Source organism: Streptomyces malaysiensis subsp. samsunensis, from assembly GCF_024519315.1.
In the GTDB taxonomy this organism is placed as follows: domain Bacteria; phylum Actinomycetota; class Actinomycetes; order Streptomycetales; family Streptomycetaceae; genus Streptomyces; species Streptomyces malaysiensis.
The window spans coordinates 143,756-160,320 of sequence record NZ_JANIIC010000004.1 but is presented as its reverse complement, the minus strand read 5'-3'; the positions used below and the strand labels follow the sequence as shown (position 1 = coordinate 160,320).

Below are 16,565 nucleotides of genomic sequence, written 5' to 3'. Positions count from 1 at the left end.
GCGGCTCCGCCCGGCGACAGAAGTGCCGAAGAGCGTCGCCCGGACGGGGTGACGGTGGATGGCGACGCCACTGCCACCGGTCTCGCGACGTCGGCGGCGCGGACCCGCCCCGCCCCCGGGGCCGGGACCGGTCGGGCGTTCAGACCGGCTTCCGGCCGGGGGCGGCCGGGGCGGGTACGAGCGTGCGCACCAGGTCCGCCACCAGCGCGGCGGCGTGCGACAGCGGCTGCACCTCGCAGGTACACAGCGACATCGCGGTATACAGCCGGGAGTCGGCGAACCGGTAGATGCGTACCTCGTCCGGGGCGAAGTGGGCCCTGGCGGCCGACAGCGGCAGTACCGTGGCGCCGAGCCCGTTCACCACGGCGTCCCGCAGCACCGAGTCCGGCTCGACCTCGGCGACGACCGAGCAGTGCAGTCCGGCGGCGTGGAAGGCGGCCTCGGTGATGCGACGGACGGTGTGCAGCTCGCTCGGCATGAGAAAGTCCAGACGGCTCGCCTCCTTGAGGGTGACGGTGTCGCCGCGGCTGCTGACCGGCGGGGTCCTGGCGCTGGTGATCAGGTGGAACTCCTCCTCGCGGATGTGCTCGAAGACGACCCCTCTGACATAGCCGGGGTCGTAGATGAGCGCCATGTCCACCTGGCCGAGCAGCACGGCCTGGCTCATCACCACCGTCAGGTTCTGGATCAGCTGGAGCTGGATGTTCGGATACCGTTCGCGCACGGCCCGCAGCAGCGGCACGGCCAGGCCGGGCGCCATGCTGTACGAGGCCAGGCCCACGGTCACCAGTCCGGCCGGGGTGTCGCCGCCGGCCCGCAGGTCGATCCGCGCGGCCTTCTCGAGGCGGATGATGCCCTGCGCGTAGCGGTACAGGGAGCGTCCGGAGGCCGTGACCTCCACACCACGGCCGGTCCGTTCGAGCAGCCGGCTCTTGAAGTCGTTCTCCAACGCCGAAATGTGCTGGCTGAGCGCGGATTGCGTGATGTGCAGCGAGTCCGCGGCCCGGGTGATGTTGCCGATGTCGACCACCCTGACGAAGTAACCGAGCCTGCGGGTGTCCATCGCGCTCCTCCTCGGGTGGCGCTCTTCTTCTGGGGCAGCGGCCCTCGCCGTGGGCAGCGGGTGGGCGGCCGCATGACCAGAGACATGCAGGTGAACGTACCCTTTGGGGCCCGTCGGCGGAATGGGTGCGCGAACCGGAAGAGCGCGGACCGGCACCGTGCGGGGCGGCCGGGCACCGGGGGCGCGGCCGCCCGGTGCCCCGTCAGGCGGGCGGCGGCCCGGTGCCGCGTACCGTGCCTCCTTCCGCGCGGACGGCTTCGTACACGGCCGCGTGGTCCATGGCGCCGAGCCCCCGGCGGAGCGCCTCCTCGAACAGGGCACGGGTGTGCCGGGTCTGCGGCAGGCGGGCGCCGAGGGCATCGGCGAGCCCGGTCGCGTAACGGAGGTCCTTGACCTGGTTGACCGTGCTTCCCCCGAGGCCGTACTCACGGTGCAGGATCTTCGCCGCCTTGGCGTCGAGCACGGCACTGGCGGCCAGTCCGCCCCGGAGCACACGGACCAGCTGCTCCCCGGACAGCCCGGACCGGCGGCCCAGGTCGACGGCTTCGGCCACGGCCACCAGGGTCCCGGCCACGATCACCTGGTTGCACAGCTTGGCCGCGGTTCCCGCGCCGGGCGGGCCCATGAGTTCGACGGTGGCGGCGAAGGACCTCAGCACCGGCTCCACGCATGCGTACGCCTCCGGGGCGGCGCCCACCATCAGGCTCAGCGTGCCCGCGCGAGCACCGGCGTCACCGCCGCTCATCGGCGCGTCGAGCACGGTGACGCCCCACCGGCCGAGCCGGCCGGCCAGGCGGCGGACCTTGTCGGGTGACGTGGTGCTCAGCACGACCAGGTACGCCGTCCCGTGCCCGGCCCAGCGGCGCACCACCGGGTCGGGAGCGATCTCGTCGAGTTGGTCGATGTCCGGCAGGGCCGACAGCACCACCCGGGCCCGCAGGTCGGCGGGGTGTGCGACACCCCGGTCCCCGAACTCCTCCGCCCGCGCGGGAGTCCTGTTCCACACCTGAAGCGGAAAGCCCGCGCGGGCGATGTGCCGGGCGACCGGGGCGCCCATGGGGCCCAGGCCGACCACGGCGACCGTCGGTGCGTCCCTTCCCGTCCTCACTCCTCGACGACCAGGCCCTTGGCCTTCAGCTTCTCGGTGAGTCCGTGCACCTCGATCAGCGTCCGGTCCCCGCGGCGGTGCTGCTCCCGGATCCGCGCCTCATGGTCCTCGCGCCGCCGGCACAGCCGGACCACCTCCTCGGCCTCCAGCGGGTCGACCACGACGATGCCGTCGGCGTCGCCGCGCAGAATGTCGCCGGGCCGGACGATCCGCCCGCCGATGGAGATCGGGCGGTTCACCTGGCCGAGGGTCTCCTTGACCGTCCCCTCGATGCAGATCGAGCCGGAGAAGACGGGGAAGCCCAGCATCCGCAGGTCCGCGCTGTCGCGCACCCCGGAGTCGGTGACGAACGCGGCCAGCCCCTTGCTCTGGCAGGCGGTGGCGAGGACGTCGCCGAAGGACCCGGCCTGCTCGAACTCCGAGCCGGCGACGATGACGACGTCCCCGGGCCGGGCGTAGGAGATCGCGACCTGGACCATGATGTTGTCGCCAGCCTGTGCCTCGACCGTGAAGGCCGGTCCGCAGAACGACATGGCGGGGTCCACGGGCTTCAGCCGGTGCGCCAGCGCGCCCTTGCGGCCCTGCGCCTCGTGGATGGTCGCGGCGGAGAACCGGCCGAGCGCGGCCACCACCTCCGGCGAGGGGCGGTCGATCTCGGTGCGTACGTGGATCATGGCGGGGTGTCCTTTCCTCGGGGCTCAGAAGTCGGGGTCGGCGGAGACGCGCAGTACCGTCTTGGACGACCGGGAAGAGTCCGCCGCGCAGCCGAACGCCTCCGGGGCGGCGTCGACGGCGAACTCGTGGCTGAGCACGGCGTCGAACGACGGGTCCGCGGCGAGCACGGCGAGCGCGGCGTCCAGTTCGGTGTCGAAGCGCTGCGACCCGTACAGCGTCAGTTCCTTGGCGATGACCGTCGACATGGCGACCGGCACCGGTTCGCGTGGCAGCATGCCGAGTTGGAGCACGGCGCCACCGGGGCGCACCGCGTGCAGCGCGGTGGCGGTCGAGGCGACGGCGCCCGCCGCCTCGACCGTCATATCGAAGGAGGACTCCGCGACGGTGCCGCCACGGGAGAGATTCACGGTGGCCGCCGCCCCGACCGCGGCGGCGGTCGTCAGCGGGAAGTCCTGGAGGTCCGCGGCGGTGATCTCGGCGGCGCCCGCGTGCCGAAGCGCGGCGACGGCCAGGGCACCGATCGGACCCGCGCCGCTGACCAGCACCTTCGCTCCGCGGACCCGTTCGCCCAGCCGCGCCACGCCGTGCAGGGCGACGGCCAGCGGTTCGGCGAGCACGGCCCGGCGCAGGGGCAGTTCGGCGGGCAGTGGCCGCAGTTGGCCGGGCAGCACCTCCAGCAGTTCGACGAAGCCGCCCTGGGTGTGCGGCCGGGTGGAGGCGCTGCCGAAGTAGCTGCCGCCGGGACGCAGATGCAGACCGGTGGGGGCGGCGGCACCGCCCGGTGCGCAGGGCGTCGCAGGGTGGAGGGCGACACGGGTGCCGACCGCCGGTGCGTCCGGTACGTCCCGGCCGACCTGCGCGATGACGCCGACCACCTCGTGGCCGAGCACGAGCGGCTCGGTGACGGTGTACGGCCCGTTGCGGCCGTGCGCGGCGTAGTGCAGGTCGGAGCCGCAGATGCCTCCGTATACGACGCGGACCACGACCCGGTCCGGTGCCGCCCGGAGGTCGGGCAGCGTGTCGACGCGCAGGTCTCCCGCTGCGTGGACGACGACGGCTTTCACGGCGAGGTTCCTTTCCTCGGTGTGGGCGGGCGGTTGTACCGGGGGCCATCGAGGGGTGGTACGGGCTCAGCGCCCGAGGTAGCCGCCGTCGACGGGCAGCACGGTTCCGTGGACGAACCGGGCGGCGTCGGACACGAGGAACAGCGCGGCGCCCGCGATGTCCTGTGCGGTTCCCCATCTGCCCGCCGGAATGCGGTCGAGGATCTGGCGGTTGCGGGTCTCGTCGGCGACGAGCGCGACGTTCATCTCGGTGTCGATGAACCCCGGCGCGATGGCGTTGACACGGACGCCCCTGGGCGCCCATTCGTTCGCCACCGACTTGGTGAACTGGCCGACGGCGCCCTTGGAGGCGGCGTACGCCGAGGCCGTGAAGCCACCGGTGAAGGACAGCATCGAGGCCAGGTTGACGATCGCCCCGGTCCCCCGCTCGAGCATCGGCCGGCCGAACAGCTGGGTCAGCTCCACCACCGTCCGCACGTTGAGCTGCTGCACCCGGTCCCAGTCCTCGGCCGGGAAGTCCTCGACCGGGTGGCGGATGTTGAGTCCGGCGTTGTTGACCAGGATGTCGACCCGGTGCTCCCGCAGCACCTCCTCGGCGGTGGCGCGCACCCGCGCCGGGTCGCCGAGGTCCGCGGCCACCGGTATATAGGCGCCGGTGTGTCCGGTGGCCTCGCGGCGGTGGATGCCCACCACGGTGGCGCCGCTGCGCAGATAGAGGTCGGCTATCGCGTGTCCGATCCCGGTACTGGCTCCGGTGACCACGGCGGTCCTGCCGGTCAGATCGGCGGTGAACGGTACGTCCACGATGGTGTCGCCCTTCGTATGGGGGTGGGTCATGCGATGTGCGACCCGCCGTTGACGTCGTAGGTGACGCCGGTGAGGTAGCCGGCGTGCTCGCTCAGCAGGAAGGCGACGACCGCCGCCACGTCGCGCACGGTGCCGATCCGCCCGACGGGCAGGTCCTTCAGCAGCACCGCCTTGCGCTCGTCGGTCAGCCGGCCGCCCATGATGTCGGTGTCGATGGAGCCGGGCGCCACGGAGTTGGCGGTGATGCCGTACGGTCCGAGCTCCCTCGCCAGGGTGCGGGAGAGGCCGAGGAGCGCCGCTTTCGACGCCGAGTACGCGGCGCGCCCGTAGACGCCGCCACCGCGCTCGGCGGAGGTGGAGGAGATGTTCACGATGCGGCCGAGCCGCCGTTCGGCCATGATCTTCGCGGCGGCTTGGGTGACGTGGAAGGTGCCGTGGAGGTTGACGTCGATCACCCGGTGCCATTCGGCCTCCGAGACCTCCAGGAACGGCACGGGCGAGCTCACCCCGGCGTTGTTGACGAGCCCGACGAGCTGCGGCAGTTCGCCGTTCACCCGGTCCACGGCGGCCCGCACCGCGTCCCGGTCGCGGATGTCGGCTCCGATGCCGAGGCAGGCCACACCGTGCTCGTCCGCGATACGCGCGGCGACGTCACGGCAGGCGGCCTCGTCCAGGTCCAGCACGGCGACCGACCAGCCCTCGGCGGCGAGCCGGGCGGCGGTCGCCCGGCCGATGCCGCGCGGCGAGGCGGCTCCGGTGACAATGGCTGTGCGTTCATGGGGGAAGTCGGCGGCGGGTGGCGGGGGAAGTGTCACGGTGGGTTCTCCACTCTTTCGGCGGGCGGGTGGCGGGTCAGCGAGCCCGGGGCAGGACGCGCCTCAGATACGCGGCGTTGGTGGCGCCCACACTCAGGCCGTCACCGCCGTAGTGCTCGACCACCAAGGTGCCACCGAAGCCGTGGGAGATCGCGTAGCGGACCGCGGCGCGGTAGTCGATGACCCCCAGTTCGAGGGAGGTGGGGTGGGTGAGGACGGTGCCGGTGGCCGGGTCCTCCAGGCGGGCGTAGTTCTTGACGTGCCAGTAGTTGGTGCGAGGCGCGGTCACCGAGACCAGGTACTCCCAGGTGTCGACCGGCCGTTGCGCGCGCAGCAGGTTGCCGAGGTCGGGATTGAGCCCGACCTTGTCGTGGCCGATGTCGTCGAGGAACCGGACCGCTTCGTCGGCGCTGCCCAGGTAGGTGCCCTCGTACAGTTCCAGGGAGAGTTCCACCCCGGCGTCGGCGGCGTGGTCGCCGAGCTCCCGGAAGAGACGGACGGCCAGTGCGCGCGCCTCGGGGTCGGCGGACGGGGGCACATCGCCGCCCGGGACCGTCCAGAACCACAGCGCACGGCGCTGCTCCGGGCTCAGGGTGTCATGGAGTCCGAGGCACACGACGTCCGCGCCGAGGGCGGCGGCCGCGTCGATGGTCCGGTGCGAGAAGGCGAGGTTGTCTCCCCCGCGCTCCGGGTGCAGCACGCTGCGCCGGACGACGCCGACACCGGGTACCGCGAGCCCGGCGTCGTCCAGGACGTCGCGCAGCGCGGTCAGCCGGGATCGGTCCAGGTCGCCCAGGGGCAGCCAGGCGGTGGACAGTTCCAGATGGGTGAACCCCTCGTCGACGACGGGCTGGAGGAGGCGGCGCCACTCGCCGGGCTCCAGCTCCGCCACCGGGGTGCCGTCCGCCGCGTGCGGCGGGAACTGGAGCATGGCGGCGGCGATCGGCCAGTCCCGCGGCGCGTGCGGCGCGGGGATGCGGGACGGTACGGCCAGGGACGGGCGCTCGGTCCGGGCGGGGGTGCGGGGTGCGGGCGCCGCCGGGGGCGCCGGGGTCTCAGCCAATGCGAAGACCCCCGTTGATGTTGTAGGTCGCGCCGGTGATGTACCCGGCTTCCTCGCCGACGAGGAACTCGATGAGCGCGGCGACATCATGTGTCGTGCCGAGCCGCCCGACGGGGAGCTGGGCCAGGAACGCGGGTTTGCGGTCGTCGGTGATCCGGCCGCCCATGATGTCGGTGTCGATGGTGGCCGGCGCGACCACGTTGACCGTCACCCCCCGTGGCGCCACCTCCAGCGCGAGCGCGCGGCTGAACGCCTCGATCGCGCCCTTGGACGCGGCGTACACGGACTTGCTGTAGGTGCCGCCGCCGTTCTGCATCGCCGTCGAACCGAGGCTCACCACCCGGCCGTAGCCGCGTTCGGCCATGCCGGGCACGATGCGCCTGCTCACCACGAACGTGCCGGTGGCGTTGGTCCGCATGACACGTTCCCAGGTGGCGAGGTCCGCTTCGAGGAACGGCACCGGCGAGCTGACGCCCGCACCGTTCACCAACGCCGCGACGGGCGGCAGTTCAGCCTCGAAAGCGGAGACGGCGGCATGGACGGAGTCGGGGTCGGCGATGTCCGCGACCGCGCCGACCGCGGGGACACCGTGCTCGGCGCGGAGCGCGACCGCGGCCTTCTCGACCTCCCCGTCGATGTCGAGTAGGCCGAGCCCCCAGCCCGCGGACGCCAGCCGCCCCGCCAGCGCGCGGCCGATGCCCCGCCGCGACGCCGCTCCCGTGATGACCGCCGTACGGCGGCGTCCGACGTTCTCCGTCATGTCCTGTCCCTCTCGTCCTCGTTGCCACCACAGGCCCGCGTACCGGGCCAGGTGCCCGCCGGGAAGGGGCCGTTGACCGTCTCGCGGGGCTGCCGGCCATGGCTCACCGCGATGAGCGACGCCGTCACGCTCGCCGAGACCGCGGCGGTGTACTGGTCCGTCCAGCACAGGGAATGCGGGGCGAGGACGACGTTGTCCAGCGCGGTCAGCGGGCTGTCCGCGGTCAGCGGCTCCTCGGTGAACACGTCCAGGCCCGCACCGGCCAGCCGGCCGTCCGACAGCCGCGCGACCAGCGCCTCCTCGTCGACCACCACACCGCGCGACACGTTGATCAAACGGGCGGTCGGCCGCATCAGCGCGAGTTCCCGCTCCCCGATGAAGTGCCGTGTGCCGGGGTTGGCGGCGACCGTGACGATCACGTAGTCGCTCGCCGCCAGGACCTCGTCCAGCGGGCGGAGTTCGATGCCGATATCGGCCGCCTCCCGGCCGCGGTCGCCGCGGTTGTACCCCAGCACGCGCAGCCCCTGCGCACGCAGCCGGCGCGCGGTCTCCAGTCCGATGCCACCGAGCCCGACGATGCCCGCCGTCGCGCCGGTCAGCCCCGAGCCACGCCACCGGGCGCGCTCCGCCCACCGTCCCTCCCGCACCAACCGGTCCTTGACGACCAGGTGGTGCGACAGGGCGTACAGCAGGGCGACCACGGAGTCGGCCACCGGGCGGCGCACCGCGTCGGGGGTATTGGTCACCAGGACACCGCGCCGGGTGCAGGCGTCGGTGTCGACGGCGTCGAAACCGGCTCCGAACCGTGCGATGTGCCGCAGCCGCCCCGACGCCGGTATGGACGCTTCCGTGACCCGCTCGGGCCCGAGTACGAGGACCGCGTCCGCCCCTTCCAGTTGGTCGGCCCGCACCTCCTCGACCTCCTCCTCCAGCACCCGCCATGCCAGTCCGGCGTCGGTGAGCCGGGAGAGTCCGATATCACCGAATACGGTGCTCCCGTCCGGCTGGGCATAACCTCGTGTGACCACGACCTGATAAACCACGACGGCCTTTCTCGGGGATCGGGAGATCGGGGAACCTCCCTCCGAGCGTAGGCACGCGGATCCGCTGGAAAAAGGCGAAGAGGGATTCCGCATGGCGGCATCACAATTGCCGATGGAAGGGTTCAGGAGGGCGTAAGCGGGATGTGTGCGGCCCTCGGTGAAAGGCATGCGAATATGACGGCCCCGGATGGTCCGGCCGCCGTGATATTCGCATGCCGGACCGGCCGGCATTCCGGTGTCACCGGGCGCCGGCCGGTGGGGTCAGCGCGCTGTCATCGCCATGGAGAGGCCGTCGATGGCCTCGACGTCGGCCGGGGACAGCGTGAGGCCGGCCGCGGACAGGTTCCGCTCCATCCGGTCGCGGTGGGCGGACTTCACGGTCACCGCGACCCGGTGACACAGGTTCCAGGCCAGGACGATGTCGCGCGCCGAGCGGTCGTACCGCCGCGCGATGTCCACGAGCACCGGATGGTCCAGATCGGTGCTGCGCAGCGGGCTGTGCGCGCTGAGCACCACTCCGCGGCGGCGCATCGCCTCGGCGAAGTCCGGGTCGTGGTCGCCCGGCCCCCACTGCACCTGGTTGACGGCCGGGTACACCCCGGTCTCCTCGTGCAGCGCGTCGATGAGCGCCACCGAGTAGTTGCTCACCCCGATGGCCCGTACCAGGCCCTCCTCGCGGGCACGGACGAACTCCCGCCAGCTGGTGACGCCCGGATATCCGCCCGGCGGCCAGTGGATCAGCCACAGGTCGAGGTAGTCGCAGCCCAGCGCGGCAAGGCTCCGCTCCAGCGTCAGCCGTTCCCTGCCGACCTGGTCGGGCGGCATCTTGGTGGTCACGAACAGGTCGGAGCGGGGCAGGTCGGTGGCCGCGAGGGCCGCTCCGACGGCCGCCTCGTTGCGGTAGCGGGTGGCGGTGTCGACGAGCCGGTAGCCGACCGAGAGCGCGGTCAGCACGGCCTCGGTGGCCTGGTCGCCGCGCATCGGATGGGTGCCGAAGCCGATCAGCGGCATGGCGCGGCCGCCCGCGTCGGCCGTGGGCACCCCGTTCGCTCCGGACGGGAGGGTCGTGTCCATGACGGTTTGCCTCCTATGGTTCACACGGTCGGCAAGGCCGCGCCCTCGCGCGGGCCGTACCGTCGTGGCGGTTCGGTGGGTCAGTACAGTTCGACGAGGCGCAGCGGCGTCCCCGCCCGCGGCTCCGCGCCCGAGGCGGTCACCACGACGGTCTCCGCCAGTTCGACCGCGCCCCGGCCGGGCACCGGTACCTCGGTCCGCACCCCGAGCACCATGCCGGGCTCTGCGATCACCGCGCTGTCGGGCGGCAGTGGCGGCGACGCCCCGCCGCCGCGCAGCCCGACGATCCGGCAGGCCGCCGGGTGCTCGCCGGTCTCGCGCTCGAACGCGGCACAGCCCTCGCGCAGCGGGGCGCCCGGTCGCAGCGCCGCCAGCAGCGCGGCCGTCGCGGCGGCACACGTGTCGCCGGCGGTACGCAGCGGCCCGTCGGCCCGGCTGAGCACGGCGGTCGCGGCGGCGTACCCCGCGACCCCGTTCAGCAGCGGGTGCAGCACATAGCGGAGCGGGGTGGTGGCGGTCAGCCGTGCGGTGCCGGGGTCGTGACCCCGGACGGTCACCAGATCCGAACCGGCCGCCCCGGCCGCGCCGTACGGGTCGTACCACCCCAGCAGGCCACCGGCGCGGCGGATCGACCGGTCGACGTTGCCCGACAACTCCCGTACGTCCATGCCGACGTGCAGATGGTCCATGACCGCCGTATAGCCGACGGCGGTGACCTCGGCGGCGGCGGCGAACGCCGGGAGCTCATCGGGCTGGCAGCAGGCCAGTTCGGCGAAGACCAGGTCGGCGGCGGGGCGCAGCCGCACACCCGAGCCGCCGGCCTGCCCGAAGACCTCCCACGGCAGATCGGCTTCCGCGCCGACCACCCCGTCCGCGACACCGGCCGCCCGCAGCACGGCGTCGACCGCGGCGGAGAGGTCGCCGACCGCGGTGGCCACCGTGCCGTCGGTGGTGAGCAGGACGGCGGTCGCGTCGGCGTGGACGGGAGCGGCCCCCAGCACGTACCGGCGCCCTCCGGGCGAGGTCAGCAGCAGGGCCGTGAAGCCCGCCTTGTCCAACTGTCCGCGGAGTCTGTCGAGTCCGGCTCCGGCCTGGCGTGTGGCCGCTGTCGCCACGAGACCACCGTCCTTTCGGAAAATGTGTGGTGAGCGGTGTGCTGTCCGGCTGATGACGCCCTCAGCGCTTGAGGGGTTCGAAGGCCGTCTCGCGGATGCGCAGCGCGGTGAATCCGGCGACGGCGGAGGTCAGTACGAGGTAGATCGCGGGAATCCAGATGCTGCCGGTCGCGGCGATGAGCGACGCCACCAGCAGGGGAGCCGCACCGCCGAAGATCGCGGTGCCGAGGTTGTAGCCGACGCCGTAGGCCACGGTGCGCACGCGGGTGGGGAACAGCTCCGCGAGCGTCACCTGCATCACGCCGTTGGTGCCGGCGAAACACACGGACATGAGCACCGCGCCGACCACCGCCGTGGCGAGGGAACCCCGCGTCAGCAGCCAGTAGCAGGGGAAGCCGATGACGACCATGCCGAACGCCGAGGTGCTGAGCATCTTCTTGCGGCCCACCCGGTCCGACAGCCGTCCGGCGAGGAGCACCGCGAACGTACCGACGGCCAGCATGATGGCCGTGACGAGCAGCCCCTCCACGGCCGAGAAGTGCATCTCGTTCTTCATGTACGACGGCATGTAGATGAAGAGGACGAAGTAGCCGGAGCTGTTGAGCAGCGGCAGCACGATGGTCAGCCCCATCGCGCGAAGGATCTCGGGAGAGGTGAACGCCTCCTTCAGCGGGCTGCGGGTCACCTCGCCCTCCTCCTCGGCCTCGACGAACTCCGGCGACTCGTCCGACAGCCGCCGGACGACCAGACCCACCACACCGAGCGGCAGGGCGAGCAGGAACGGCAGCCGCCAGCCCCACGCCTCCATGGACGAGGTGCTGAGCGTCGCGGTGAGCACGGCGGCGAAGAGGGTGCCGAGCAGCATCGCGATGAACGTGGCGGCGTTGGCGTAGCTGACCACGCGTCCCCGGCGCCCCTCACCGGCGTGCTCGGCGAGGAACGAGTTGCCGTTGCCGGGCTCGCCGCCCATCGCGAAGCCCTGGACGAACCGCAGCAGCACCAGACCGATCGGCGCCCAGACGCCCGCCGCGCCATAGCTCGGCAGGGCGCCGACCAGGGCGGTGGACAGGCTCATCAGGGTGATGAGCACGAGCAGGACGCGTTTGCGGCCTATCCGGTCCCCCCACGACCCGGCGACCGCGGCGCCCACCGGCCGGAAGAAGAAGGGGATGGCGAAGGCCACGAAGGTCAGCAGGACACTCGTGGTGGGAGCGTCGCTGGGGAAGAACACCACCGCGAGGGTGCCGGCCACGAAGCCGTAGACGGCGTTGTCGTACAGCTCGATGAAGACACCGACGAGACCACCGATGATGGACACCTTCGTCGCCCGGGGGCCGGTCGGGGACGTTGGGGCGAGCGGCGGAGCCGCGGAGACCTTGCTGTTCACGGGCACTACCTTTCACGAAGGTGACGTCGTCGTCACCTGAAAGTTGACGCCGGCCGACCGGTCATCGGGACCAACCCGCTCCGTGGCTCCTCGAGAAAAGCCCGGACGCTGGCCGCGCTTTTGCGGTGCGGCGGGTCACCGGCACCAGGTACGCTGGCCCGTCATTATTTCCTCGGTATTGCCGGTGGGTATACCTCGGCACATGTCCAACTGGGCTTCCTATGCCGCCATCGCGGAATCTTATTTCTGTCGGCCGCGAAGTGCCTCCCGCGGTCCGGATATTTCTCAGCGGCGCAGCAGGGACACCGAATGCGCGAGCCCCGCCACGGCTTCTCGAATGGTGTCGGAGGACAATGCGAAGCTGGCCCTGAAATGCCCCGGGCAGCCATAGGAGTCACCCGTGATCACCACGACTCCAGAGGTCTCCAGGAAGTGCTCCGCGAGATCGGCGTCGGAGGTCATCCGCGTGCCCGAGGGGGTCACGGCGCCCGTCAGCGCGGAGGCGTCCGTCCACACGTAGAAGCCGCCCTCGGGAACCGCCGGGCGCAGCCCGTCGATCGCGTCGAGCCCGGACACGAGCAGGTCCCGGCGCTCGGTGTAGATGGCGACCGTGCGGTCGATGAACTCCCGTCCGCCGTCCAGGGCGGCGACCGCCGCCGCCTGGCTCACCGAGGACGGGCACGACGAACTCTGCGACTGGAGCGTGCCGAGCGCCGCGCACAGCCGCGCCGCACCGGCGCCGTAGCCGATCCGCCACCCGGTCATGGCGTACGCCTTGGACACGCCGTTGACGAGGAAGACGCGTTCCCGAAGGTCGGGGGCGACGGTCACGGCGCTGGGGACCGGCCGCGCACCGAAGTTGATCTCGTCGTAGATCTCGTCGCAGAGGATCGACAGGTGCGGGTGGGCGCGGACGACGTCGGTGAGCCCGCGCAACTCCTCCTCGCCGTAGACCGCGCCGGTCGGGTTGTTGGGCGTGTTCAGCACGACCCATTTCGTCCGCTCGGTGATGGCCGCGCGCAGCCGGTCCGGGGTGAGCTTGTACCCTTCCCCGGCCGTGGTGCCGACGATCACGGGGCGCCCGCCGTTCACCGAGACCATGTCCGGATAGGACACCCAGTACGGGGCCGGGACGATCACCTCGTCGCCCTCGTCCAGCGTCGCCATGAAGGCCAGGAAGATGAGCTGCTTGGCGCCGCCGCCGACGCAGATCTCGTCCGTCGCGTAGGACTGCCCGGTCTTCCGCAGCAGACGGGAGGTGATCGCCTTCTGAAGCGCGGGCGTGCCGTTCGCCGAGGTGTATTTGGTCTCACCCGCGCGGATCGCGGCGATCGCCGCGTCCTTCACATGGTCCGGCGTGTCGAAATCGGGCTCGCCGATGGTCAGCGGGAGGACCTTGCGGCCCTCCGCCCGGAAGGCCCGCACCCGGTCCGCGACCTGGGAACTCGGGGACTCCTTGACGCGCGACATCCGTTCGGCGGGGGCGGGCCCCGGGAGGGTTTCGGAAAGGGGCATCCCTTTTCTCCTTCGATGGTGGGAGGGGTCAGCGGAGTTCCGCGAAGGCGGTGCGCGCCCGCAGTGCGATCCGGTCCAGGAGCCGTCGTCGCTCCAGGTAGGCGGCGGTGGCCGCGGCGGCGGTCGTCCGGCGGAAGCGGATCTGCTGCCCCGGCCTGAGCTGCGCCGCGTTGTCCAGTGCGCGCGAGGTGAGCACCGCGAGCACCGGGTATCCCGCGGTGATTCCACGGCCGCGCATCAGGACGAGCAGTTCATCGCCCGCCGGAGCCTCGACCGCCCCGATCGGCACACCGCGGGACAGCACCTCGCCGGTGATCGAACGCTGGGGCACATGCCCGGCCACGCGCAGCCCGACGTGGTCGATGCGCGGGGTGACCGTGTACCGGGAGTCGTACAACCGCTGGAGTCCCGGGCCGAATTCGGCGGCATCGGGCCCGTCGACCGCGTCGAGCACCGCGGACACACGGCCGACGTCGCGGGGAATGCCGAAGTCGAACACGGTGGCGCCGAAACGCCGGTTGACCAGCGGTGGGTGAGAGCGGAACAGGGACAGGGAGGTGCCGGAGGTGACATGGGTGCCGAACCCGATCATCGAGTCCGGTGCGCAGCTCCCCATCAGCCGGGGAACGTCGAAGGACCCGTGCACGGCGACGTAGGCGCGCAGCCCCGCGTCGGAGATGCCCACCCGCACCTTCTCGCCGGCGCGCACCGACAGCGGCGCCCAGGCCGGGTGCGACCGGCCGTCGACGGTGGGCTCGGCGGGCGCGCCGGTGATGGACATCAGGACGTCATGGCTGGGGCGGAGGGTGACACCGAAGCCGGTGGCCTCCATGAGCGGGGCCGTGGGCGCGTTGCCGACCAGCGCGTTCGCGGCGCGGGCGGCGAACTGGTCGAGCGCGCCGTTGACGGCCAGGCCACGCGCGGGACCCGCGACCCGGCCGAGGTCGGTGACCACGCACGCCGTCGCGGACTCGACCCGGAGCTCGGGGCGGTCAGCCATCGTGGCGGGGCCCCATCGCGGCGCCGAGCAGGTCGGCGTAGCCGGCCTCGTCGATCGGCAGGAACCGCACCCGGTCCCCCGGCCGGTACGGTACGACGGTGTCGAGGTCGGGGTGGCCGTCGGTGTCGGGGTGGGTGCCGGTCCCGGAGTGGCTGTCGGTTCGCAGGATGTCCAGGGGGGTGCGTCCGATCTGCCGCCAGCCGCTCGGCGCGGCGACGGGGCCGATGACCGCCTGCCGACCCGCGACGGAGACCGCGCCCGGCGGCACCCGCAGCCGCGGGGTCGCCAGCCGCGGGATGGGCACGTCGAAGTCGGGTCCGTCCATCATGGCCGACGCGGCCGGGCCGCCGAGGCAGCGGATGAGGTGCTCCTTGACACAGACGAGGTCGATGACCTCCGGCACCGGCCGGCCGACCACCTCGGCGACCCATTCCAGGTCGGGGCCCGCCTCGCCGCCGAACAGCACCGGCACGTCGAGGACGGCGCCGGCGCTCTCCTCGTGCTCGCCGGCCGTGGTGTCCCATGCGCGGATGTGCGACGCGATCAACTCCCCCGTCGTGTGGTACGGGTCGAATTCCACGAGCACCGCGTCGTAGGTCGGGACGGCCGTCACCGAGGGGCCGATCACACCGTGATTGAGCCATCCCGCGAGCCGGTGCACGGCCGCCCACACCCGGTCGGTGTCGGCACCGTCGACGGTGACGCGCAGAGCGGCGTCGCCACACGGCGAGATGGCGACCGTGGTCGCTGTCCACGTGTCCGTCATGCGGCCCGCGCGCCCAGCACCTCGTCCAGCGACGCCAGGTGGACCCCTGCGGCCCGGAGTTCGCCACGGATGCGTGTCGCGAGCTCCAGCGCCGCGGGACCGTCGCCGTGCAGCTGCACACAGTCCGTGCGCACCGGTATGTCGGTGCCGTTCCGGCTGGTGATGACCCCTTCGGTCACCATCCGCACGGTCCGGCGGGTGACCTCGTCCGGGTCGTGGAGCACGGCTCCGGGCTCGGATCGGGACACCAGTGTGCCGTCGTCCTCGTAGGCGCGGTCGGCGATGCCCACCATGGCCATCCGCAGACCGCGCTCGCGCGCCACGGCGGCCATCTCGCCCTCCTGCATGAGGATCACCAGGGACGGGTCGAACGCCTCGACCGCGTCCGCGACCGCCTCGGCGTAGTCCCGCCGGGTGACCACGAGGTTGCCCAGGCGTCCGTGCGGTGCCAGGTGCCCGACGCGGGTGCCGTGCGCACGGGTGAACGCGGCCAGCGCCCCGATCTGGTACAGCACATCGGTGCGCACCTCGTCCGGGGTCAGGTCCATCGCCCGGCGCCCGAAGCCCACCAGGTCGGGGAAGCTGGGGTGTGCGCCGACGCCGACGCCGCGCTCCACACAGGCCCGTACGGTCGCGTCCATGACCCGCGGGTCGCCCGCGTGAAATCCACACGCGACATTCGCGGAGGTCAGCAGTTTCAGCAGTTCGGCGTCATTGCCCATGGTGTAGGCCCCGAAACTCTCTCCGAGATCGGCGACCAGATCGACGACAGGCACGTGAGGCTCCTTTCCTGCCGGTTCGGGACGGCGCCGAACCGCGTCCGGCGCTCGTATCAACAGGTCCGAACAGGGACCGTGTCCAGGTCAGACGCTAGATCCGGCGGGGTCGGGACAGAAGGTCACATCACGAAGCCCCATGGCCGCATAGGCGTTCGCGATGGGGTGCGCACGGCGTCGAGGGCGATCCGCACCCCCACCACCTGCGACACCGCTCCCAGCACGTCGACGCCGGGTCCGGTGAACCGGCGGCCACAGAAACCTTAACGAGGCGCCACACACACATACTTCTTGTCATATGTTGAGGGAATGAGTTCACATGACCTGGAGTCCAAGCCTCCGACTCCGCTGGTGGAAAAGATCGACAGCGCGCTCGCGGTACTGATCATCGTCGGTATCACGTTTGGATCGTTCTGGCTGATCTCAGGGCTCACCTCGTCCTACATGGTGCTTTTCACCTGACACCCCCGGGTATGAACCTCGATCTCGCGTGAGCGCCTGCCGACGGGGCCGGCAGGCGCTTCGCCTTCCGCG

17 protein-coding genes are annotated in these 16,565 nt (G+C 72.0%); 1 reads left to right on the top strand and 16 read right to left on the bottom strand.

Going from position 1 to position 16,565, the window contains the following annotated elements; genetic code table 11:
• Positions 1-139 precede the first annotated feature (139 nt).
• The 16 genes from NQU54_RS05065 to NQU54_RS04990 form a co-directional block, all read right to left on the bottom strand.
• Positions 140-1,063 (bottom strand): LysR substrate-binding domain-containing protein, encoded by a 924-nt coding sequence (locus NQU54_RS05065; protein ID WP_257629957.1) that lies wholly within the window; start codon positions 1,061-1,063, stop codon positions 140-142.
• Between the two features lie 202 nt (positions 1,064-1,265).
• Positions 1,266-2,171 carry an NAD(P)-dependent oxidoreductase gene (locus NQU54_RS49705; protein ID WP_257629956.1) on the bottom strand — a complete coding sequence of 302 codons (906 nt, stop codon included), beginning with the start codon at positions 2,169-2,171 and terminating at the stop codon, positions 1,266-1,268.
• Positions 2,168-2,845: a 4-carboxy-4-hydroxy-2-oxoadipate aldolase/oxaloacetate decarboxylase gene (locus NQU54_RS05055; RefSeq protein WP_257629955.1), complete on the bottom strand. Its 678-nt coding sequence runs from the start codon at positions 2,843-2,845 to the stop codon at positions 2,168-2,170. The genes NQU54_RS49705 and NQU54_RS05055 overlap by 4 nt, the downstream gene beginning before the upstream one ends.
• A gap of 24 nt (positions 2,846-2,869) precedes the next feature.
• Positions 2,870-3,910 carry an alcohol dehydrogenase catalytic domain-containing protein gene (locus NQU54_RS05050; protein ID WP_257629954.1) on the bottom strand — a complete coding sequence of 347 codons (1,041 nt, stop codon included), beginning with the start codon at positions 3,908-3,910 and terminating at the stop codon, positions 2,870-2,872.
• 66 nt (positions 3,911-3,976) lie between these two features.
• Positions 3,977-4,747, bottom strand: a complete 771-nt coding sequence (locus tag NQU54_RS05045) for an SDR family NAD(P)-dependent oxidoreductase (protein WP_257629953.1) — start codon at positions 4,745-4,747, stop codon at positions 3,977-3,979.
• On the bottom strand, positions 4,744-5,532 hold the full coding sequence (locus NQU54_RS05040) for an SDR family NAD(P)-dependent oxidoreductase (protein ID WP_257629952.1): 789 nt from the start codon (positions 5,530-5,532) through the stop codon (positions 4,744-4,746). The genes NQU54_RS05045 and NQU54_RS05040 overlap by 4 nt, the downstream gene beginning before the upstream one ends.
• Positions 5,533-5,569: 37 nt before the next feature.
• Positions 5,570-6,595: a sugar phosphate isomerase/epimerase family protein gene (locus NQU54_RS05035; RefSeq protein WP_257629951.1), complete on the bottom strand. Its 1,026-nt coding sequence runs from the start codon at positions 6,593-6,595 to the stop codon at positions 5,570-5,572.
• A complete protein-coding gene (locus NQU54_RS05030; protein ID WP_257629950.1) occupies positions 6,588-7,355 on the bottom strand; it encodes an SDR family NAD(P)-dependent oxidoreductase in 768 nt (255 codons plus the stop codon). The genes NQU54_RS05035 and NQU54_RS05030 overlap by 8 nt, the downstream gene beginning before the upstream one ends.
• Complete coding sequence (locus NQU54_RS05025; protein WP_257629949.1) at positions 7,352-8,398, bottom strand: NAD(P)-dependent oxidoreductase; 1,047 nt, start codon at positions 8,396-8,398, stop codon at positions 7,352-7,354. Before NQU54_RS05025 ends, NQU54_RS05030 begins: the two co-directional genes overlap by 4 nt.
• A gap of 261 nt (positions 8,399-8,659) precedes the next feature.
• Entirely contained in the window at positions 8,660-9,472 is an 813-nt protein-coding gene (locus NQU54_RS05020) for an aldo/keto reductase (protein ID WP_257629948.1), read from the bottom strand.
• 80 nt (positions 9,473-9,552) lie between these two features.
• Entirely contained in the window at positions 9,553-10,587 is a 1,035-nt protein-coding gene (locus NQU54_RS05015; RefSeq protein ID WP_257629947.1) for a M24 family metallopeptidase, read from the bottom strand.
• A gap of 61 nt (positions 10,588-10,648) precedes the next feature.
• On the bottom strand, positions 10,649-11,974 hold the full coding sequence (locus tag NQU54_RS05010) for an MFS transporter (protein ID WP_257629946.1): 1,326 nt from the start codon (positions 11,972-11,974) through the stop codon (positions 10,649-10,651).
• A gap of 285 nt (positions 11,975-12,259) precedes the next feature.
• Positions 12,260-13,489 carry an aminotransferase class I/II-fold pyridoxal phosphate-dependent enzyme gene (locus tag NQU54_RS05005; protein WP_257629945.1) on the bottom strand — a complete coding sequence of 410 codons (1,230 nt, stop codon included), beginning with the start codon at positions 13,487-13,489 and terminating at the stop codon, positions 12,260-12,262.
• 28 nt (positions 13,490-13,517) lie between these two features.
• Complete coding sequence (locus NQU54_RS05000) at positions 13,518-14,489, bottom strand: 5-oxoprolinase subunit C family protein (RefSeq protein ID WP_257629944.1); 972 nt, start codon at positions 14,487-14,489, stop codon at positions 13,518-13,520.
• Positions 14,482-15,255, bottom strand: coding sequence for a 5-oxoprolinase subunit B family protein (locus tag NQU54_RS04995; RefSeq protein ID WP_257629943.1), 774 nt, complete (start codon positions 15,253-15,255; stop codon positions 14,482-14,484). The genes NQU54_RS05000 and NQU54_RS04995 overlap by 8 nt, the downstream gene beginning before the upstream one ends.
• Positions 15,252-15,977 carry a LamB/YcsF family protein gene (locus tag NQU54_RS04990; protein WP_231981714.1) on the bottom strand — a complete coding sequence of 242 codons (726 nt, stop codon included), beginning with the start codon at positions 15,975-15,977 and terminating at the stop codon, positions 15,252-15,254. Before NQU54_RS04990 ends, NQU54_RS04995 begins: the two co-directional genes overlap by 4 nt.
• Positions 15,978-16,340: 363 nt before the next feature.
• On the opposite strand from NQU54_RS04990, the gene NQU54_RS04985 reads away from it, so the two are divergent.
• The gene (locus tag NQU54_RS04985; RefSeq protein WP_167459976.1) at positions 16,341-16,493 is read left to right on the top strand and encodes a hypothetical protein; all 153 of its coding nucleotides are present in this window, start codon (positions 16,341-16,343) and stop codon (positions 16,491-16,493) included.
• The last annotated feature ends 72 nt before the right edge of the window (positions 16,494-16,565 follow it).